Raw genomic sequence first — 21,588 nt, forward strand, 5'->3', positions numbered from 1 at the left:
AGACATCTACTTCACACACCAGGCTGCCATTCATACTTTTGGGCTACCCCATTTAAAGCATAATGAGAGACCGGAAAGTTGCAAACAAGTTGCTATGTATCCTTTCGAAAAAATTGATTCACAATATGAAAAAGCCGCGTACTAAACGCGGCTTTGAAGGAGAATTGTCAAGTTGATGGTTTATGCCAAATCGAGTTTCTTCTCTAAATAGTGGATATTCGTGCCGCCATTTTGGAAGTTTTCATCTGCCATAATATCTTCTTGCAGAGGAATATTCGTTTGGATCCCTTCAACCACAACTTCAGTCAATGCATTACGCATGCGACCAATCGCAACACCACGGTTTTCACCATAAGTGATCAACTTCGCAATCATAGAATCATAGTTTGGTGGAACCGTGTAATCCGTGTAAATATGAGATTCCCAACGGATACCCAAACCGCCTGGTGCATGGAAGCGATTGATCTTGCCTGGTGATGGTGTAAAACGCTCCGGATCTTCGGCATTAATCCGACATTCGATTGCATGGCCTCGGATTTGAATATCATCCTGAGTTAATGACAATGGTTGACCCGCTGCAATACGTAGCTGCTCTTTGATCAAATCCACTCCAGTGACCATTTCTGTCACAGGGTGTTCAACCTGGATACGCGTGTTCATTTCGATAAAGTAGAATTCACCATTTTCGAATAGGAATTCGAAAGTACCCGCGCCACGATAGCCAATTTCGATACATGCACGTACACAACGTTCACCGATGTAACGACGCATATCTTCAGTGATCCCCGGTGCTGGTGCTTCTTCAACAACCTTTTGGTGGCGACGTTGCATGGAGCAATCACGCTCTCCCAAATGAATCGCACTACCCTGACCATCTGCAAGAACCTGAACTTCAATATGACGTGGGTTTTCCAAGAATTTCTCCATGTAAACCGCATCATTATTAAATGCAGATTTTGCTTCCGCTTTCGTTAACTGGATCGACTGAACGAGATCAGACTCCTGACGAACGACACGCATGCCACGGCCGCCACCACCGCCTGATGCTTTAATGATCACCGGGTAACCTATGCGCTTCGCGATAGCAACATTCTTGCTTTCATCGTTAGACAAAAAGCCATCAGATCCTGGAACACAAGGCACACCAGCCTTTTTCATTGCATCAATTGCACTGACCTTATCGCCCATCAGGCGGATCGTATCAGGTTTTGGACCAATGAAAATAAAACCGCTGTTTTCTACTTGTTCCGCAAAATCAGCGTTTTCTGCCAAGAAGCCATACCCCGGATGGATTGCAATCGCATCCGTCACTTCGGCAGCAGCAATAATAGAAGGAATATTTAAATAACTCTCGGTCGCTGGGGCTTTACCGATACATATAGATTCATCTGCAAGCAACACGTGCTTGAGGTTTTTATCGACCGTTGAATGGACCGCAACTGTTTTAATGCCCAGCTCTTTACATGCACGCAAAACGCGTAACGCGATCTCACCTCGGTTCGCAATGACGACCTTATCCAGCATTGATTTGCCTTTCCTTATTCAATCACAAATAGCGGTTGATCAAATTCAACAGTATCTTCGTTATCAACAAGAATCTGTTTGACCACACCTGTTTTATCCGCTTCGATTTGGTTCATCATCTTCATCGCTTCAACAATACACAGCGTATCGCCAGCACTAACATTTTGTCCAACCTCAACAAATGGCTTTGCTTCTGGTGCTGGTGCACGGTAGAAAGTACCTACCATTGGAGATTTGATGATATGACCTGTGATTGCTGGTTCTGCTGCCGCTTCAGGCGCAGCTGGTACAGCCGAAGATGCAGCCGCATCGAAATGATTTGGCATTGGTGCTGCTGCATGAGGCATATGCATGAATGCCGCAGGTGCCATCTGAGCGGTTCCGCCACGATTAATTCTGACGGATTCTTCACCTTCAGTAATTTCAAGCTCAGAAATGCCAGATTCTTCTACCAGTTCAATGAGTTTTTTAATTTTACGTATATCCATGATTACCGCCTATTGTTCTAAATCTTGAGTATTAAGTTGCTCCAGGGCCGATAGTAGTGCAAATCGGTATCCCGCTGCCCCCAGTCCACAAATCACCCCTTGCGCAATATCCGATAAATAGGAGTGCTTTCGGAACGCCTCCCGCGCATGAATGTTGGACAAATGAACCTCAATAAACGGAATGGCTACCGCTGATAAGGCATCCCGAATCGCCACACTGGTGTGGGTATAAGCTGCTGGATTAATCAGAATGTAATCGAACTTGCCACGAGCATTTTGAATGGTTTCTACCAAGATGTGCTCAGCATTGGATTGAACATGCGTGACTTCACACTGATAAGACTGTGCTAATGCGTCTACATCATCCACGATATCCTGAAGTGTTTTTCTGCCGTAAACATCCGGTTCACGTTGTCCGAGCAGGTTCAGATTCGGGCCATTTAAAAGCAATATTCTGTATTTAGCTGCCATCGTTCACGAAATTCTGAAAAAAGGAATAGATAAAACTATTTTATCGGAAATGACTCACGGTTCTATGCTTATTTCCGATTTGTTTGATCCATTTTATGCGTTTCAGCGGATATTATAGAGAATTCACATCAAATAGCAGCAAAATACTGGTCTAATCAGAGATTTTTTATCGGATAGTTCTGTGCAGCAGTCCGCTGCACTGAATATGAAGAAGTGTTAAATTTGTTTTAAAACACGATCCAAATGGGCTGAAAAAGGCTCAGGCTTCATAAAGCCACTCACTCTTCTTTGTTTCATTACCTCACCATCGTGAATGAAAATTAATGCAGGGAGACCAAAAATTTCAAACCGTTTCATCAGAGCCATATCTTCCATAGAGTTTTTTGTCACATCAATCTGGATCAATTTGAATTGACGAAGTCGCTCCTTCACCGATTGATCCGTAAAAGTGATATGTTCAAACTCTTTACAGGCAACGCACCAATCTGCGTAAAAGTCGATCATGATCGGCCTTCCTTCTGCTTTGGCTGCTGCAATTTGCGCATCCAGTTCTGCACCTGTTTTGACGGTCATAAATGTCGTCGATGCTTGAGCACTTTGTGTCACCACGACGGGTTCTGGTGTGAAAAACCAATGATTTAACGTCAAGAAGCTGGCAATAAGTAACGAGTTTGCCCCTAAGCCAAGTACCGTTTTTGCACGTGACGAACCAATCTTATGATGGGTATGATAAAGAAATGCACAGGCGGCAAAAGCAAGCGCAACGCTCATCAAGACCACCGTTTCTTCGCTAACTAAACGGGAAAGCAACAGTATTGGCACTACCAGCATAACTAAACCAAAGAAGTGCTTCACTGAATTCATCCAATCACCAGCTCGTGGGAGAATTTTTCCGCCAGAAGAACCTAGAATCAATAAAGGCAATCCCATCCCTAAACTCAACGCATAAAGGGAGAAGAAGCCAATCAACAAATCACCTGTTTGCGCAACATAAGCAAGCGCACCAGCAAGCGGGGCCGTCGTGCAAGGTGATGCAACCAGTCCTGAAATCACGCCCATCGCGAATACACCAAGGGCTGTGCCACCGGACTGTTTTTGACTTAAGGAGTTCAGCTTCGTCTGCCAAGAAGCAGGCATGGAAAGTTCATACATGCCAAACATAGAGAGAGCTAACAGGACGAACAGTAAACTGAGTCCAATCAATACGAATGGGTGTTGGAAATAGGCAACCAAGTGCGCCCCAAAAAAGGCAACCGCAAGCCCAAGTAACGCATAAGTTAATGCCATACCTTGCACGTATATAAAGGAAAGTGTAAAAGCACGACCTGTTGTGAGCTTTTCCCCTTGTCCAGCAATAATACTGGTCAAAATCGGATACATCGGAAAAACACAAGGTGTAAAAGCAAGGAGTAATCCGGCACCGAACGAAATCACCAAGATCATAAAGAAGTTATTATCATAAAACTGCTGTGTAAAATCAGCCTCTGAAGCCGGACCCGGTGTTTGAATTGGTATACTTTCCCCGGCAGCCGGCTTCTCAATATTCATGGGTGCCGATGCAGCCTCTGCCAAAACTTTTTGGAGTGGAATTTCTTGAGTTTTTGGTGGATAGCACAGACCAGCTTCTGCGCAGCCTTGATAACGGATCTTTAGGGTTGCATCCTCTTTTGCCCATTCGATTGGAATATTTAGTTCCAGCTTATCGTAGTAAACAATCGTTTTCCCAAAGTATTCATCAATCACCTCTTTTCCTTCTGGAAACGTTGCTTTCCCAACTTCTGCATTCTTGCCTTTGAACTTGGTTTTATCTCTATATAAATAGTACTCTGGCGCGATCGTCCAAGTGATTTTGATTTCATCTCCAGATTGCATAAAGTCCATCTGGAATGCCTGATCAACATCTAAAAACTCAGGTTGATTCCCAAATAAGGCATTCAATTGATCTTGAGACGATCCCGATGCAAACACTGCTCCGCTTAAAAAAATCAATGTGAATAAAATCACCTGAAAACAATTCTTTTTAATCAACGCTGTCACCTCTTCCGCCTCACTCAGATTTCGTACGGCTAACCGTTTTTTTGCTAGTCTACTGTGATTTTTCATGGACCACCAGTCAGTTAACGCACCATCAATGCACCTTATCAACAAAGCTCTTGAAATAAGACCCTCCAAACCCAAGATCCATTCCATAGAAAATGAAATCGCGATACAGTCTTTCAACACACTCTGAAATTGAATCGCCGTATTGAAAGCCTGATGAGGTCCTCTATGTTTCGAATACTTTTTGTCTTTTTTATCATCGTGCCGATGATTGAGATTGCAATTCTACTCCAAGTCGGTTCGATTATTGGTGGATGGATGACGCTGGGACTTGTGATCCTCACCGCTTATTTTGGAGCGAAGCTGGTCAAGCAACAAGGGCTGACCACCTATGCGAACCTCCAGCAAAAGCTCGCACAAGGACAAATGCCCAGCGATGAGCTTCGTGATGGATTGTGTGTTCTTGTGAGCGGTATTTTATTGCTCACACCCGGTATCATGACTGATGCACTTGGGTTTTTACTATTGGTCCCCGCATTCCGTGAGGGAATGTCCAAGCAGTTGAGTAAACATTTTAACGTCCAATATATGTCGAATACACAGCAACCATATTCCGCACCTGAGGTCGATCCGTTCGATACAGGTTTCGGACAAAAGAGCCAGAACTCCCATAGAAGTTCGGTAATTGAAGGGGAATATGAACGAAAAGAATAAATTTTTTTCGTTCCACCCTTGTTTTCAAAAATAAACACCCCCAGTTAGAGTGACAACACAAAATTTGATTTCAACATTTTCGATTCTTGGTGCAGATTGACACTGCACCTGTTTTACCTAGGAGATACGGAAAAATGAATATTCGTCCATTACATGACCGCGTTATCGTGAAACGTACAGAAAACGAAAGCAAATCTGCTGGTGGTATCGTTTTAACTGGTAGTGCCGCTGAGAAGTCTTCCCACGGAGAAGTCGTTGCTGTCGGTCACGGCCGTATTCTAGACAATGGCGAGCACAAAGCGCTAGACGTCAAAGTTGGCGACAAAGTTCTTTTCGGTTCTTACATTGAAAAAGCAGAAAAAATCGAAGGTCAGGAGTACCTGATCATGAAAGAAGACAACATTCTAGGCGTATTCGAAGGCTAAGTCTTCCATTCGATTTTTCAATTTTAAATTTCCAGGTATTTCAAAAAGATTATTAAAGGGGATTATCTCATGGCTGCAAAAGACGTTCGTTTCGGAGAAGACGCTCGCGTAAGAATGCTGAAAGGTGTCAATATCTTAGCTGACGCTGTTAAAGTCACTTTAGGTCCAAAAGGCCGTAATGTTGTTCTTGATAAGTCTTTCGGTGCACCAGTGATCACCAAAGACGGTGTGTCCGTGGCAAAAGAAATCGAACTTGAAGAGAAGTTCGAGAACATGGGCGCACAAATGGTGAAAGAAGTTGCGTCAAAAGCGAATGATGAAGCAGGTGACGGAACAACCACTGCAACTGTTCTTGCACAAAGTATCGTTAATGAAGGTGTTAAAGCAGTCGCAGCTGGCATGAACCCAATGGACGTCAAGCGTGGTATCGATAAGGTTGTTGCAGCAGCAGTTGCTGAACTCAAAGACCTCTCTTCTCCTTGTGCAGACAGCACTGCAATTGCACAAGTTGGTACTATCTCTGCAAACGCTGATGAAGAAATCGGTAAGATCATTGCAGACGCAATGGAAAAAGTCGGTAAAGAAGGCGTCATCACTGTTGAGGAAGGCCAAGGCCTTGAAAACGAACTTGACGTTGTTGAAGGGATGCAGTTTGACCGTGGTTACCTTTCTCCATACTTCATCAATAACGCAGAAAACGGCATGGTTGAGCTAGACAACCCGTTCATCCTACTGGTTGATAAGAAAGTTTCGAACATCCGTGAACTACTTCCTGTTCTTGAAAATGTAGCTAAAGCAAGCAAACCACTTCTGATCATCTCTGAAGATCTGGAAGGTGAAGCACTTGCAACATTGGTTGTAAACAACATGCGCGGTATCGTTAAAGTTGCAGCAGTCAAAGCACCTGGTTTCGGTGACCGCCGCAAAGCAATGCTTCAAGACATCGCAATCCTTACAGGTGGTACTGTGATTTCTGAAGAAGTCGGCCTAGACCTAGAAAAAGCTTCTGTAGAAGATCTTGGTACTGCGAAACGCGTTGTGATCAGCAAAGACAACACAACTGTGATTGACGGCGCTGGTGACCAAGCGAGCATCGACGGCCGTGTCACACAAATTCGTCAGCAAATCGAAGAAGCATCTTCTGATTACGACAAAGAAAAACTTCAAGAGCGTCTTGCAAAACTAGCAGGCGGTGTTGCAGTCATCAAAGTTGGCGCAGCAACTGAAGTTGAAATGAAAGAAAAGAAAGCACGTGTTGAAGATGCACTTCACGCAACACGCGCAGCTGTAGAAGAAGGTGTTGTTGCAGGTGGTGGTGTTGCCCTCGTTCGCGCAGCAGCGAAGCTTCAAGCAATCACAGGTGACAACGAAGACCAAAATCACGGTATTAAAGTTGCACTTCGCGCAATGGAAGCACCAATGCGCCAAATCGTTTCCAACGCAGGTGAAGAAGCATCTATCGTTGTGAACAAGGTCAAAGAAGGCGAAGCAAACTACGGTTACAACGCAAGCAATGATACATACGGCGATATGTTGGAAATGGGTATCCTTGACCCAACAAAAGTCACACGTAGCGCACTTCAGTTCGCAGCATCTGTTGCTTCACTCATGATCACAACAGAAGCAATGGTCACTGAACTACCAAAAGATGACGCTCCTGCAGCACCAGATATGGGCGGCATGGGTGGAATGGGCGGCATGGGTGGAATGATGTAAGACCAAACGGTCATTATTCTTCCCATAACCCCAAACGGTTATCAGAAAGCCAGCGCAGTAATGTGCTGGCTTTTTTGTATCAATATCTTTTCTCATTAGGCTGTGACAGCAGTCGAGCAGGACGTTCTCCGCAAATTAAAACGCCCCTCCAACTCATCATATTCCTTCCTATCATCAGCTTTGTAGCTCGTTGATGAGTGGAAAGGTGATAACTTAAAGCACTCTGATTATTGAGCTTCTAATTGATCAAGGATCAAGAATACATCTTTCTCAAACGTTGCCTGCTGTTGAGGCGTCAACTGAAGGACATATTGGAAAAAGGGAGCGGATACTTCTCTACCAAATAACTTCTTGCGCCTGGAAAAATACGGGTTAAGTATGTTTAATCCTCAACATACTGGATCTTGGATAATGGATCCGAAGCTTCTTGTTTATCCGTTGATTGAACTGGCTAGGAATGGGTTGTATTGACTATTGTACTTGAACGAGCAACGAATGCGCTCAGTGTTAAAGGGAAAAAACGTTTCTCATCGGTATATCCAATAAAACTTCATCACAGCATCGCTTGATTAAGCAACATACTGTGACGTTTAGATCAACATCAGAATATAACGTAATTCAAGAAGAAACGTCGCAATAGATGATGGGAAGATAGAGAGTGATGAAGGAAAGCTTCTTCACTCTCAAAAGATCAAATCTGAGCCTCGACGGTGGCAATGACTGGCATCACAAACGCTTCCCAATCTTTTAGATCATCCAAATGGAAGTCACGCTTTTCCTGATCTTTATCTGAAAAATCATGCTTACGTACTTTCATATCGAGGATCTTTGCTCTCCCTCGATTGAATACTAAAGTCTGAGAATTGCTGCCCAGATTATTGATACCATAGACAGAGCGATCAAATTTAGGGTAAATCTCATCCACCTTCATATGACCGACAACAATTTGCTTCACTTTATAAAAAGCTTTTGTTTCCTTCACCAGCGATTCAGGTGCCGATGAATAATCTGCAGTACCGATAAAGTAGCCTCGGTATTGTGTTGGTGAAGCTGGCCCTGCAACTAACTGATAATCATGACTTTGCTTATCTTGATGATCCATCACTTTTTGATGTATTTGATTCAGCGCTTCAATCGAAAGTTTTTGATCAAGAACCCTTTGACTGATCCCACCATGGACAAAGAGCGTTTTCCCTAGCTTCAATGTGATTGGCTTTGAACGTAGCCAAGCGCCGAGAACTGTTTGCTCGCTAAACGCATCTTTGTAAGGCATCATCTGCTCAGTTGCCCACAGATGCTCAGCCTCAACATGATTCACATTTCCTTGGAAAGCATATTGTTCATGATTTCCTAAGACAACATGAACATGTCCACCTGCACGCTTTGCTTCTTGCTCTAACTGATAGATTTTCCATAAGAGATCGTAAACATAACGGCCACGATCAACGGTATCTCCAAGGATCACCAAGTGCCCTTTATCATACGCCCAGTCTCCATTTTTTGTCAGGACACCGTTCGCTCTCCCCCACTTCAGGAAGAAATCGAGATCGCCTTCAAGATCACTGACGACAGCAATCTTATTTGGTGTACGTTTGAACACAGATGCTTCCTTTTCTAACGGATAGATTGGAAACGCCATCGTTTCATTATCACACGATATCTGCATAGGATCGTTTTTCAGGATAAACTGTTCCTCGACAGCATTATTACAATACCAATGAACAAGATATCCATCTGACTGAGGCTGGATAATTGGACCTTGAAAATGCTTCAGCTCGATATCATCATCCGCAACAAGCCCAATATGTGTATTCCAACGGATTGTCTTCTCTCCATCGGGGATAAGTATTTTCTCATAGACGCCGCCAGATGTTTTCACAACTGTACTTTGAGATAATTTAAAAGTAACAAAAACAGATGCTGCAATCAGTAACAGCAAGAAAATGCTCAAAAAGAACTTCAAAACTATGCGCATTTAATTGAACCCTAACAAGGCTAGTGAATTTATTTGATGAGAACAGTGTGTCGCTAAAACTAAAAAAGTGTCCTTTTTAGCCACAACTGACTTTAAACATTTTGATGTTGGATAAGTACCTTTGGATGAGTAAAAGTTGCAAAAATACCGCAAAAAAACATCTTGGTAACCTAAGCATCAGAAAAGAAATAAATAATTTACTGGGATACTACATAAACAGGGATGGGATCTCAAATAGAGATCGGTCGATCACGACGAAATTAAGAAAAAAGAGTTAGAAGTATATTCTCCACTTATAACACCAAGCATCTTTTGTGATTTGCTGTAAAAACACTTGCATCAAAATCATTAGGCTCTGATGTTTTTTCAGCGATAAGCGTATAGATTTTAGAAAACTCAACAGACCCAAAAATAACGATAAAGATAAAGATAAAGATAAAGATAAATACAGTGCAGAAGTCTGAAACAATGGAAAGCCCATCAGTGAGCTTTCCAGAGTAAAATAGCTTTGAAAACGATTGTTCTGAAATTGAAAAACTACGCAGTCTCTTCCAACAGAGTTCTCGCAATTGTTCGGATACCTACTGCTGTCGCACCAGCAGCCCATTGCCCATTACCTGATGTTTGGAAGCACGCAGCCAAATCAATATGCACCCATCCCTTTCCCTCATTGGGTACAAAACGGGATAAAAAGCCTGCCGCGTTACTCGCGCCGCCAAAACCACCGCCTTTTTGTGGTCGGCTATTCGCAGTATCCGCATAGGCACTTGGACAATTCTCTTGGTGCCAAGCTTCTAAAGGCAATGGCCAGCTTGGCTCATGCTCAGCAGTTGCATATTGTTGAACACGTTGAACAAGTGCCTGATCCAATCCGAACAAAGCATTATATTCAGTGCCGACAGCAACCATTGCAGCACCTGTCAGTGTCGCAGCATCAAGGATGAGTGGTGCACCTGTTTCAGCAGCAGCCATGAGTCCATCTGCCAGGACTAAACGGCCTTCTGCATCTGTATTCACAATTTCAACAGTGGTGCCGTTTTTGTATCGGATCACATCGCCAAGTTTATATGCATGGCCACTGATCAAGTTCTCTGCACAGCACAGGATCAATTTCACACGTTTTGATAAGCCGCTTTCGATTGCCAAAGCTAGACCACCTGCAACCGTCGCAGCACCGCCCATATCGCACTTCATAGCAAGCATGCCTTCGCTGCCTTTGATCGAATATCCGCCACTATCAAATGTGATCCCCTTACCAACCAATGCCGCGGACACTGGCGCATCGTCATGGCCTGTTGGGTTATAATCCAAGATCAACATGACTGGTGCACGCTCACTACCACGCCCAACAGCATGTAAACCAGCCCATTCCTGCTCAAGAAGCTGGTCTCCCTGAATCAACTCATAACTGATCGACTCTGGCGCAAGTTCTCCAAAGTACGCAGCAACCTGCTGTGCAAGTGACTCAGGATAAATCTCATCCGCAGAAGCATTTATGAGTGAACGGGTCCACGCTGCACTTTGCGCTTTCGCTTCAAGACGCTCAATATCAGTTTGATCATTGACTGCCCATAGCAGCGGCAGTGTATTTCCTGGTGTCACATACCCTTGATGAAAGGCCCATTGAAGCTCTGTATTCCAATTTTCACCAGATAAATGAATTTGATTCACACACTGAGAGGCAAGTTGTCGCCCCGCTTTTTGCATGCGGCGTACATCTTCAAGTTGAGGTAGGTGAATGGTCGCGCCATGTGCGGCATAAGAGATAAGTGTGTCTTTATTCCAAGGCTCAGCTGCAGGTTCAAAACTGAGTTCGACCAAAAAATTCGAGTCCATAGATGCTCCATTGCGGATTTCTGATATGATATGCCCGCAGTTTACACGTTACACAAGAAGTTGAATAGGCTCCCATGGCAGTCATCTTTGATCCCCCTTTAAAAAAAGCAATCTTGCTCAAACGGTATAAACGTTTTTTAGCAGATATCGAATTAGCGGATGGCTCCATCCAAACGATTCATTGCCCAAATACCGGCGCAATGACTGGCTGTGCTCAGCCGGGTTGGTCTATTTGGTACTCCACATCTGATAATCCTGAACGTAAGTACCCACATACCTGGGAGATCTCAGAAAATAGTAATGGACAACGGATGTGCATTAATACATCACGGGCAAACCAAGTTGTCATAGATGGTTTAGTTTCAAAGAAAATTCCTGAATTGGCTGACTACCAAGTTACACGCCAGGAGGTTCGGTATGGGGAAGAAAATTCTCGTATCGACTTATTGCTGACACACCCAGAACGTCCATCATGCTACGTAGAAATCAAAACGGTGACATTGCTTGAAGAAAATGGCTGCGGTTTTTTTCCTGATGCAGTAACCACCCGCGGACAAAAACACTTACGAGAGTTAATTACTCAAAAGCAAGTTGGTGATCGCGCTGTGTTATTTTTTCTTGTTCAGCATGAAGGTATTCAAAATGTGCAAGCAGCTGAACATATTGATCCAACCTATGCAAATCTCCTTCGAGAAGCCGACGATGCTGGCGTTGAGATCTTATGCTATCGTACCAAACTTCATGAAAATGAAATAATAATGGATGAAAAAATTCCCTTTATTCAATAAATGGGCTTGAATTGTGATAATTCGTCGCAATATTTAGCGAATCTGAGGGTCTAACAAACGTATGTGAGTCTGTTGCCCTGGCGGCCGGTTTCTGCTATAGATACCCGCCATTGCAACGATGAAGTGCCACGTAAAGGAGGCTACTATGCCAGATGGCAAAGCAAATAAAGCGCTGGGAATCCTAGCATTAGCTGGTGTACAACCTTACCAGGAAAAGCCTGGCGAGGAGTATATGAGCGATGAGCAAATGCAGCATTTCAAGAAAATTTTAGAAGCATGGCGAAATCAATTACGCGAAGAAGTAGATCGTACGAAGTCGCATATGCAAGATGAAGCTGCAAACTTTCCCGATCCCGTTGACCGTGCAGCTCAGGAAGAAGAGTTTAGTTTGGAATTAAGAGCACGTGATCGCGAAAGAAAACTCATCAAAAAAATCGAAAAAACACTTCAAAAAATCGAAGATGATGATTTTGGATTCTGTGATACCTGTGGTATCGAAATTGGGATCCGCCGCTTAGAGGCACGTCCAACAGCAGATCAATGTATCGACTGTAAGACACTTGCGGAAATCAAAGAAAAGCAGATGGGAGGGTAACCCCTTCCCCGCTTCTGCTAGTCATCAACTTATCGTCCATGACAAAATCAGTTCAACCGAACGAGATGCCCCCTTATCGTGGGCGGTTCGCCCCTTCTCCCTCGGGTCCACTGCACTTTGGCTCTCTGATTGCTGCTGTTGGCAGCTATTTGCAAGCCAAATCTAACCAAGGAAAATGGCTGGTTAGAATAGAAGATATCGACCCACCAAGAGAAGTTCCGGGAGCATCTGATTTAATTTTAAAAACACTGACATCCTACGGACTACATTGGGATGAACCAATCATCTATCAGAGCCAACGCTCAGATGCATACGAAGCCGCACTCAACCAACTGGATTTAGATCAACGCCTGTATCATTGCATTTGCACCCGTAAAATGATCCAAAGTGCTGGTGGTATTTATCAAGGTTCTTGTCGAGAAAAAGAACGCCGAGATAATCGTAACTCTGAAGATGAATCTGCATTGCGTTTTATCAATTCAACGCCGACGCTGTCGTTTATTGATCAACTTCACGGTCATTGCCAAATGGACAAGGCATTTGCTTCAGAGGATTTTATTTTAAAGAGAAGAGATGGTCTTTATGCATATCAACTTGCGGTCGTTGTTGATGATATTGAGCAAGGGATCACTGAGATTGTCAGAGGAAGTGATTTGCTGGAACCAACCGTAAGACAACTTGCGCTATATGCTGCGATGAAAGCTTCCACGCCGAAATATGTCCACCTCCCAGTGGCTGCCACAAAACCCAACTTCAAACTCAGCAAACAAAACGGGGCACCAGGCCTGGATTTATCAAACCCGATTCCAACCTTGTATCGTGCTTTTCAGTTTTTAAACCTTCCTGTCAACCCAGCATTGCTAGATGCTTCTACTGAAGAACTCCTCAACTGGGGAGTTGCCCATTGGCATATTCAGTACCTTCCCAAGCAAAGGGAAATATTATTCACGACCTAAATACCACTTCGCTTCTAGCCCTCGATTGGTTAAAGTATGGACGTGCCTGTATTTTTGTACTGTTCAGTGAGAGCACTAAAATACATCCATGATGCGTCTAGGCCATCAATCACAAAGCGATTTCATCGTAACGATTCTTTTTTTATCATGGTTGTTATATCATGAGCAGCTTTTCGTAGTGAATCAGAGGAGATTGGATTATTTTTTCGCGTGTTATTGGGCTTTGTCGCCGTATTTTGTCTGGGCCAGATTCAGATAGTCAAGATAAGAGCCAGTCACCAACTGCCCCTATTCAGGCTTTAGATGAGCCGATTGTGATCCCGCGTTCAAAGCATGAGATCTCCCGTAAAAATATCAGTCCGAATGCATTAAAAGTCCTCTATCGGTTAAAAGATGGCGGCTATGATGCTTATCTCGTTGGTGGATGTATTCGCGATCTTCTTCTTGGTTTAAAACCAAAAGACTTTGATGTTGTCACCAATGCAACACCCGACGAAATCAAATCTCTTTTTAGGAACTGCCGATTAATTGGTCGGCGATTCAGGCTCGCACACATCGTCTTTGGCCGTGAAATCATTGAAGTGGCAACTTTACGTGGTCACCATCAAGAAAGTGCACAACAGCAAACCGAGCATGGCCAATTACTTCGAGATAATGTTTACGGCACCATTGAGGAAGATGCCGAGCGACGAGATTTCTCAATTAATGCGCTCTACTATTCGATTGCAGATTACGCTATTTTAGATTTCGCTCATGGTGTCCAAGCAATCAACGAACGAAATATTCAATTGATTGGCGACCCAGAAACACGTTACCGGGAAGATCCCGTTCGTATGCTTCGTGCTGTCCGCTTTGCAACAAAGTTGGATATGAATATTTCCCCAGATACCGGAAATCCGATCTATGAATTAGCACCAATGATCGCAAATATCCCGGCGGCACGATTATTTGAAGAAGCGCTCAAGCTATTCATGCATGGTGAAGCGCTGAAGAATTACGAATTATTGAGGGACTTTGGCTTATTTCAGCATATGTTCCCCGTCATTTCAGAAGTTTTTGGCGACCCTGAAAGTAAAGAAGAACGTCTGCTTCGACAAGTCTTTATCAATACGGATAAACGGATCCGCAGCGGAAAAAAGTCACACCTGCCTATATTTTTGCAGCACTTCTTTGGTATCCACTGGAGTCAAAAGCCAATCAACTCATGTTTGAAGGTGGTCTTGCAACGCATGACGCCTATAACCTGTCGATGGCTGAGATCCTCACAGAACACTGTAAGACTGTTTCTCTACCAAAACGTTTTTCAATGACAACCAGAGATATCTGGCAATTGCAGCTTCGACTTCCAAAACGAGCTGGTAAACGTGCAGAACGACTTGCTGATCATCCGAAGTTCCGAGCTGGATATGACTTCCTTTTGCTTCGTAGCGACATCGAAGGTGGTGACCTCGTTGAGATTGCCCAGTGGTGGACTCGCTATCAGGAAGTAGAACCATACATGCAACGCAAAATGGCAAACAGTCTGTTCAATCAAAAGAAAAAAGGACGCCCTCACAATCGCCGTCGCCAACCGCGAAAAGGCAAAACACCGAAACAACAGCAGTCAAATCATGAATAAGCCAGCTGTCACCTGTTACATCGGTATTGGCGCGAACCTGAATGACCCGAAAAACCAGGTTCTACGCGCCATCGAGGCCATTCGTGCAATCCCGAAAGTCAATCATGTTTCTGCGTCCAGCTTATATGGCAGCCAACCGATGGGTCCTCAGGATCAACCCGACTATATCAATGCGGTCGTCGCCGTAGAAACAACCCTATCGCCCCACGACCTATTGCATGCATGCCAGCATATTGAGCAGGAACACGGTCGTGTTCGTAAAGCGGAGCGTTGGGGACCCAGGGCTTTAGACTTAGATATGATCCTGTATGGCAACCAGGTTATAGAAACCGAAGAACTCACTGTCCCTCACTATGGAATGAAGGTCCGTTCATTTGTGTTGTATCCACTTGCGGAGATTGCCCCCGATCTTACTTTACCTGATAAAACAGCATTATCTGATCTTTTGGAACAAGTTCCCACAAGTGATCTGACCACATTAGGTTAAGTTGAAGTAATTACTCTAATATGCGAAAGTCTGCCCGAAATATGCCACTCATGGAGAAATCTTATGGCTAAAACAACGACCGCTACATTGCAGAAAATGAAAAACAACGGTGAGAAGATCGCTATGATCACCGCCTATGATGCAAGCTTCGCCCAGCTCTTTGAGCAGCAGGGTGCTGATATCATCCTAGTTGGAGATTCATTGGGGATGGTCGTTCAAGGACAAACGGATACGGTCCCAGTCACCAATGCAGAAGTTGCCTACCACACCCGATGTGTGAGAGCTGGTGCAAGCAAACCACTTCTGATTGCGGATATGCCATTTATGACTTATGCCACTGCCGATGATGCGATGAAAAATGCAGCACAATTGATGCAGGCAGGCGCAGAAATGGTAAAGGTGGAAGGGGGAGATTGGCTAGTTGACACAGTCCGCACTCTCACCAAACGCGGTATCGCAGTTTGTGCTCACTTAGGGTTAACACCACAATCTGTACGCAAATTAGGTGGCTTCAAGATGCAAGGTAAGCAGGCTGAAGAAGCAAAACAAATGATTGCCGACGCAAAAGCGCTAGAGGATGCTGGTGCACAACTATTAGTGCTTGAATGTGTTCCTGCTGAGCTTGCTAAAGAGATCACACAAAGTATTCGCATTCCAACGATTGGTATCGGTGCAGGTCGAGACACTGATGGTCAGGTTTTAGTCATGCATGATATTTTTGGCATTTCAACGGGCTATATTCCACGGTTCTCTAAAAACTTCCTCAATGAAACAGGCAGAATGGATACTGCGATTGCGAAATACGTCCAAGACGTTAAAATGAACAAATTTCCAACAGATGAGCACATTCTTGCATGATCCAAATTGCTGATCTCAAAACATTACGCGAACAGATTTCCGCCTGGAAAAAAGCAGGAGAAACGATTGCATTTGTCCCAACGATGGGCAATCTGCATGCTGGCCATATATCATTGGTCGAAGAAGCCCACCAGCATGGTACAAAAGTGATCGTCAGTATTTTTGTCAACCCGCTCCAGTTTGGTGCTTCAGAAGACTTAAATAAATACCCAAGAACACTTGAGGCAGATGCACAGGCATTGGAAGCAAAGTCAGTCGATCTACTTTTTACACCAACCCCGGATATCATTTATCCAAAAGGGCTTGAAGCCCAAACGAGTGTGCATGTTCCTGCGCTTTCAAATATTCACTGTGGAAAAAGTCGACCAGGTCATTTTGAAGGTGTTGCCACAGTCGTGACGAAGTTGTTCAATCTTGTTCAACCGGATGTTGCCTGCTTTGGTGAAAAAGATTTTCAGCAACTGCAAGTGATCCGCACATTAACCGAAGACTTATGCCTACCGATTCGTATCGTTGGTGTCCCGACAATGCGCGAGGATTCCGGCTTGGCAATGAGCTCTAGAAATGGCTATTTGAGCCAACAGGAAAAAAAACAGGCAACAAGCTTATATCGCGCTCTGATATCGATGAAAGCGGCGATTATGGAAGGTGAAAAAAATTTTGAAGTGCTTTGTGAGCAAGCATGGAAAACGCTGATAGATGCCGGATTTGAACGAGATTACCTAACGATTTGTGATGCCACATCACTTGCTGATGCAAATCATGAGACAACAGAGTTTGTGATCTTGGCCGCAGCAAAACTTGGCACAACACGTCTTATCGATAATATTGCTTTCTCTCGTTAAAACACTTTCATAGGAGCAGCGACACCGTTGCTCCACTCTGATCCTACGCATTAATTTTTATAAAAAGTGTTATTGTAAGAACCTTTTCCGATTTCCGGTTACTAATACTATAGTCTCATTTTTAAATGAGCCAGTTCCCATGAGCTTGGCACGCAACCAATATGCCGAAGTCATTCATTACTTTCGCGTTCCACGTAATGAATATGAAAGAGAAGCAATAAATCGACAGTATTGAGAAGGAAATAGCATGATTGTATCGAATGTAAATTATCAACCGAACTATTCCCCGCTTTCTGGGTCAGATCCACGGACAACAAATGATGCGAATCGAGCAACATCGGTATCAGCACCATCAACAGCCCCCTCAAAAACGCAACAAGCTTTTGACCCAATTCATCATGAAAACACCAGTCCAGTGATTGACATGCTGTTCAAACATGTTGCAGCAACTCAACCAGGTGAAATTGTTGAGGTTGGCAATACACTCTGGGATTCAAACCCTCGATAATACGACAAAACAAAAGTGCAGTCTTTATCACTGCACCTTGATGATCATCGAGGCTTGTTGTTTTGAACTAGTCACAATAACAAGCCGCGGAAGAGACACGATCATTCCAGTTTCTCCCGACAAACTCATGTTTTCCAGCATAGAATGTCGTTGATGCACCACGATAATCTTTATGCTCATAGACAGTCAATCGACAGCCTCTTGGCACTTTGACTGAAGATACTTCATCATTCCAGTCTGAGCGTGAATTTAAAACACTCATTTGGGAGTTCGCAAATAATGGGTACTTCTTGCCTTGAAAGTCAGCGTGCTGGAATAATTTACACACTTTATTGGATTTTCTCACATCATAACGTGGCGGTGGTGATACAGGATCGCATTCACAGCGTGTGGAAGAAATCTGATCATTCCAAAAATTCCCTACATAGCTGTTATTTCCTGTAAAAACCTGCTCAGCACCCCGAAAAGATTCATGCTGATAGGCAATTAAACGGCAACGCGGTGCCACTTCAATCGAAGAGATCCGATCATTCCAATGACCACCGACATATTCAGTCTGACTATTGGGACTCATTCTGTACACCTGACCACTATATCCAGTGTGCTCATACATGTTACAGGTTGCACTCGCTTGAAAACCAGCAAGCAATAAAACAGGAGCGAATAAATAACGCATACATTCCCCTTACAACTTTACATTTCCATTTGCTCAACATGAGCTTTTTTTGATTTCTGCTTCCGAGAATACAATCTGTATGCTGAATAGAAACTGAATTAATCTAATCATTTTTTATGATTTTAAAGTTTTCATCCACCTGGCATTAACCTAATGAATTTTAACTATTTTATAACATCCTATCTCTATTTATTGATTTTTCATCGCAAAAATAGCCGAGACTGTTTGACATAATTCACCTTTTAGGAAGAATGAATTTTGATCGCATTGATTGTGATTCAACCAATAACATTCACAAATATCAAAGGAGTGAATATGAAAGCTTTACCGAAGTACATAAAAACTCGTCTTTCTCCATTAGCCCTGTTATTTGCTGTAACGTGCCAAACTCAAGCAGCACCTGTTCCTCTCAGCGAAGGGCAATCAATCCCTTTCCCAAATGAAATTGCATCCAAGGTCTCTCTTTTTGCAGATGACCAAGATGCAAATTTGTTTTGGTATGCGCCGAAAAATGGCCAGGTGAAAACGACGAGCGATAGAATTGACTTTCGCCTACGTCTGACAGCACCAGCGTTTGGACTATACGCTGGACAGGCAGCTGTCAGTTACTCAGGAGCATTCACAACAAAAATCTCTCATTCATTGCAAACTGAGATGGACACTTTTGCTCAGCAACACAACCTGCAAATCAAACCATTGACTGCAACCCTCGCTTATACAACTGCAGCACCCACTGGATTAAGAGTGGATAGTAATGGCCGGGTTAACGTCACTTGTAGTTTGGATCGTGTGACTCCGCCGCGGGGTGAAATGTTTAAAGTACCAAACTGTCAGGTTGAAGCTTCTGCTGGTGATTGGGTCAATGTCGAAGCGAGCACACAGGCAGTCCGAGGCTCAGTTTACGGTTATTCTACCAACGCTGATCGTATTTATATTTCCGGTGTAACTACAGCAGGTTGGGTTGATCAGATTGAACACAGATTAAATGAAGGAAACGACTGGCATGATTTGATGACCTTTGTCACAGAGTGGGATGTACAGGCAGGCAATATCGAGAAAATCGGTTCTATTGAAGTGGACTGGCGTACATTAGTTCAGTATCAGTTTGACTATAAAGGGCCTGCTGACTTCTTGTTTAGCAAAAAAGACATCGATCGGTTTTTACAATCTTTGATCACAATAGATTCAGCACAATCAGGGGTTGTGATCCACAATACGACTAATGCCTCATCAGAAAAACTCAAAGAAGCATTAGGTGAGCAACTTAGAAGAACGCTATTCACACCACTACAGCCAAGCCACCAGCACGGCACGCTGTATACTTTACGGGCGAACTTCAACAAGCTTCGTTCTAGCCAGAAAGAGTTTCTTTATTTGTTCTGGCAACCTGGTGAGAAAATTTCCCCAACAACGTTTACGACCATTGACTGTATGATCGGTGATCTGAGCTGGCCTGCAACGCAAGGAAAATGTACGCATTAATCCATTGATGAAGCTATAAAAACAAAGCTTACCCTAAAGGTAAGCTTTGCCACTAAAGCATTCTTTATCCAATTATTTTTCACAAAAAACAACCCAACAAAAATAATTTAAAACTTTTTTCGTATTTTTGTGACTACCTTTATAGTTACTTTTCCATATGAGTAGTCTCCCAACAATCTCGGAAAGGTAACTTTTTGCTTGGGCAGCGCAGTTTTGCGCTGCCTTTCGCAGAGGAAAGTAAGTAATTAGAGGTAACTCGAAGTGGCAATTTCACCAGTACAATCCCAATCCAACCTTTCCCAATTACAGGGAACAGGTTCAGTATCCCAAAATGAAAAACCTGCGCAGCTGGATAATGGTAAATCAGTATCAACACTGAATAAGAATTCTTCAGAAACAAAAGTTGCTGAAAGTATCTTGAGCCGAATCAAAACTTCATTAAGCAATGCGAATTCATCTACTTTTGATGGCACAACAAACATTCTTAGAAAGGTCATCACGTTATTAAACCCGATGACAACTGCGAAAAATCATGGTGTTGAAAAAGCAAATATTGGGCAAACATCAAAGCAATCTGATATTCCTATGACCAACTGGATGGAACATCTCGCGAAAGATAAGTCCATTGACTTTGGCTCAAGAAAGATAACAGAAATTTCTATGCCAGGAAGCCATGATGCAGCAACTTACACAATGAAGAATAGCCTTTTGCAAAAGCATTCTGTAACGCATACTTTGGATTTAAAGCAACAGTTTGATTTAGGTACTCGCTATTTCGATATTCGTGTCAAAACAAACCCTGCAAGTGAAAATTTACGATTCTTCCATGGCCCTGCACAAAGTGACAAAGGCGTTGTAAACCAGGAAATGGATAAATTCTTCAGTGCGGTTCTTGAGCGAGATGAAATCACCGTCATCAAGTTCCAATTTAATGGTAAAAATGCTCACGATGCATTTAGAGCTCAAATCCTAAATGACAGCATCCGTGATGCAATTGCATCACCTGAAGACATTGAAACAAAATCTGTCAGCGAACTCATGGCAGAAGGTAAGAAAATTGTTATTTATACCAAAGATGGTGATAAGCCAAACGAGTTAGAGCAAGACTATAAAAGTAATAGCTTCGGTAAGTGGGCTAAAACAAGAAGTGAAGAAAAACTGAAAGCAGAGATGGATCGTGTCCGTTCTAATATCGATGAAACAAATTCTAGCAAATTAAAGATTATACAAACGAACCAACCAGCTATCGTTGGTAGTGGTAGCTCTCGCTTCGATAGTGTTTTATCTGTCGATAATAAGCTATCCAGTAGAGCTGTCGTCAATAACTTTGTTGATCGCTCCCATAATGCGATTGATGCAGCAACAACAGCAGACCCAGTGGAACAAATTCTGAAGAGCGCGCAGAGCCTGTCGAATCTAGACAAGCTCGATCAAGAAATTGACTTTTCTGACAAGACAATTCTTGAAACAACACGCGAAATGACGCGTGGTGTCATTAGCTTGGATAACATTGGTGCTGATGAAGAAAAAAATGACTTAATGTTGGATATCGTAGCTTTAAACCGCTATTAAACCAATTTAGTTAC

Annotated in this window: 19 protein-coding genes and 1 pseudogene; 13 read left to right on the plus strand and 7 right to left on the minus strand. The window is 43.3% G+C overall.

The window, feature by feature from the left end:
- Positions 1-180 precede the first annotated feature (180 nt).
- From accC to C505_RS0107730, 4 genes are all read right to left on the minus strand, one after another.
- Entirely contained in the window at positions 181-1,524 is a 1,344-nt protein-coding gene (gene accC / locus C505_RS0107715) for an acetyl-CoA carboxylase biotin carboxylase subunit (RefSeq protein ID WP_018692025.1), read from the minus strand.
- Between the two features lie 14 nt (positions 1,525-1,538).
- Positions 1,539-2,012, minus strand: coding sequence for an acetyl-CoA carboxylase biotin carboxyl carrier protein (gene accB, locus C505_RS0107720; RefSeq protein WP_018692026.1), 474 nt, complete (start codon positions 2,010-2,012; stop codon positions 1,539-1,541).
- A gap of 9 nt (positions 2,013-2,021) precedes the next feature.
- Positions 2,022-2,483 (minus strand): type II 3-dehydroquinate dehydratase, encoded by a 462-nt coding sequence (aroQ, locus tag C505_RS0107725; protein WP_018692027.1) that lies wholly within the window; start codon positions 2,481-2,483, stop codon positions 2,022-2,024.
- Between the two features lie 216 nt (positions 2,484-2,699).
- Positions 2,700-4,586, minus strand: coding sequence for a protein-disulfide reductase DsbD (locus C505_RS0107730; protein ID WP_169337021.1), 1,887 nt, complete (start codon positions 4,584-4,586; stop codon positions 2,700-2,702).
- Between the two features lie 165 nt (positions 4,587-4,751).
- On the opposite strand from C505_RS0107730, the gene C505_RS0107735 reads away from it, so the two are divergent.
- From C505_RS0107735 to groL, 3 genes are all read left to right on the plus strand, one after another.
- The gene (locus C505_RS0107735; protein ID WP_018692029.1) at positions 4,752-5,237 is read left to right on the plus strand and encodes an FxsA family protein; all 486 of its coding nucleotides are present in this window, start codon (positions 4,752-4,754) and stop codon (positions 5,235-5,237) included.
- A gap of 134 nt (positions 5,238-5,371) precedes the next feature.
- Complete coding sequence (locus C505_RS0107740) at positions 5,372-5,662, plus strand: co-chaperone GroES (protein ID WP_018692030.1); 291 nt, start codon at positions 5,372-5,374, stop codon at positions 5,660-5,662.
- Positions 5,663-5,731: 69 nt separating this feature from the next.
- Complete coding sequence (gene groL / locus C505_RS0107745; protein ID WP_018692031.1) at positions 5,732-7,378, plus strand: chaperonin GroEL; 1,647 nt, start codon at positions 5,732-5,734, stop codon at positions 7,376-7,378.
- 691 nt (positions 7,379-8,069) lie between these two features.
- Here groL and C505_RS21765 read toward each other — a convergent pair.
- Together C505_RS21765 and pepB are read right to left on the minus strand one after the other, a co-directional pair.
- Positions 8,070-9,329 (minus strand): metallophosphoesterase, encoded by a 1,260-nt coding sequence (locus C505_RS21765; RefSeq protein ID WP_018692032.1) that lies wholly within the window; start codon positions 9,327-9,329, stop codon positions 8,070-8,072.
- A 561-nt stretch (positions 9,330-9,890) separates the two neighbouring features.
- Positions 9,891-11,189 (minus strand): aminopeptidase PepB, encoded by a 1,299-nt coding sequence (pepB, locus tag C505_RS0107760; protein WP_018692034.1) that lies wholly within the window; start codon positions 11,187-11,189, stop codon positions 9,891-9,893.
- A 74-nt stretch (positions 11,190-11,263) separates the two neighbouring features.
- On the opposite strand from pepB, the gene sfsA reads away from it, so the two are divergent.
- From sfsA to C505_RS0107800, 8 genes and pseudogenes are all read left to right on the plus strand, one after another.
- Positions 11,264-11,977 (plus strand): DNA/RNA nuclease SfsA, encoded by a 714-nt coding sequence (gene sfsA / locus C505_RS0107765; RefSeq protein ID WP_018692035.1) that lies wholly within the window; start codon positions 11,264-11,266, stop codon positions 11,975-11,977.
- A gap of 145 nt (positions 11,978-12,122) precedes the next feature.
- Positions 12,123-12,572 (plus strand): RNA polymerase-binding protein DksA, encoded by a 450-nt coding sequence (gene dksA, locus C505_RS0107770; RefSeq protein ID WP_018692036.1) that lies wholly within the window; start codon positions 12,123-12,125, stop codon positions 12,570-12,572.
- Positions 12,573-12,610: 38 nt separating this feature from the next.
- A complete protein-coding gene (gene gluQRS, locus C505_RS0107775) occupies positions 12,611-13,528 on the plus strand; it encodes a tRNA glutamyl-Q(34) synthetase GluQRS (RefSeq protein ID WP_018692037.1) in 918 nt (305 codons plus the stop codon).
- Between the two features lie 317 nt (positions 13,529-13,845).
- A pseudogene (gene pcnB, locus C505_RS21770) lies at positions 13,846-15,146 on the plus strand (polynucleotide adenylyltransferase PcnB).
- The gene (folK, locus tag C505_RS0107785; protein ID WP_018692039.1) at positions 15,139-15,633 is read left to right on the plus strand and encodes a 2-amino-4-hydroxy-6-hydroxymethyldihydropteridine diphosphokinase; all 495 of its coding nucleotides are present in this window, start codon (positions 15,139-15,141) and stop codon (positions 15,631-15,633) included. Before pcnB ends, folK begins: the two are co-directional and overlap by 8 nt.
- Before the next feature lie 63 nt (positions 15,634-15,696).
- Complete coding sequence (panB, locus tag C505_RS0107790; RefSeq protein ID WP_018692040.1) at positions 15,697-16,491, plus strand: 3-methyl-2-oxobutanoate hydroxymethyltransferase; 795 nt, start codon at positions 15,697-15,699, stop codon at positions 16,489-16,491.
- A complete protein-coding gene (gene panC, locus C505_RS0107795; RefSeq protein WP_018692041.1) occupies positions 16,488-17,336 on the plus strand; it encodes a pantoate--beta-alanine ligase in 849 nt (282 codons plus the stop codon). The genes panB and panC overlap by 4 nt, the downstream gene beginning before the upstream one ends.
- 247 nt (positions 17,337-17,583) lie before the next feature.
- Positions 17,584-17,844 (plus strand): hypothetical protein, encoded by a 261-nt coding sequence (locus C505_RS0107800; RefSeq protein ID WP_018692042.1) that lies wholly within the window; start codon positions 17,584-17,586, stop codon positions 17,842-17,844.
- A 67-nt stretch (positions 17,845-17,911) separates the two neighbouring features.
- Here C505_RS0107800 and C505_RS21775 read toward each other — a convergent pair whose 3' ends face one another.
- Positions 17,912-18,520: a peptidase inhibitor family I36 protein gene (locus tag C505_RS21775; RefSeq protein WP_018692043.1), complete on the minus strand. Its 609-nt coding sequence runs from the start codon at positions 18,518-18,520 to the stop codon at positions 17,912-17,914.
- Between the two features lie 315 nt (positions 18,521-18,835).
- On the opposite strand from C505_RS21775, the gene C505_RS0107815 reads away from it, so the two are divergent.
- Both C505_RS0107815 and C505_RS0107820 read left to right on the plus strand, forming a co-directional pair.
- Entirely contained in the window at positions 18,836-20,002 is a 1,167-nt protein-coding gene (locus C505_RS0107815; protein WP_157368903.1) for a hypothetical protein, read from the plus strand.
- 261 nt (positions 20,003-20,263) lie between these two features.
- Entirely contained in the window at positions 20,264-21,574 is a 1,311-nt protein-coding gene (locus C505_RS0107820; RefSeq protein ID WP_018692045.1) for a PI-PLC domain-containing protein, read from the plus strand.
- Positions 21,575-21,588: the final 14 nt, after the last annotated feature.

Source organism: Algicola sagamiensis DSM 14643 (assembly GCF_000374485.1).
Classification (GTDB): Bacteria; Pseudomonadota; Gammaproteobacteria; order Enterobacterales; family Alteromonadaceae; genus Algicola; species Algicola sagamiensis.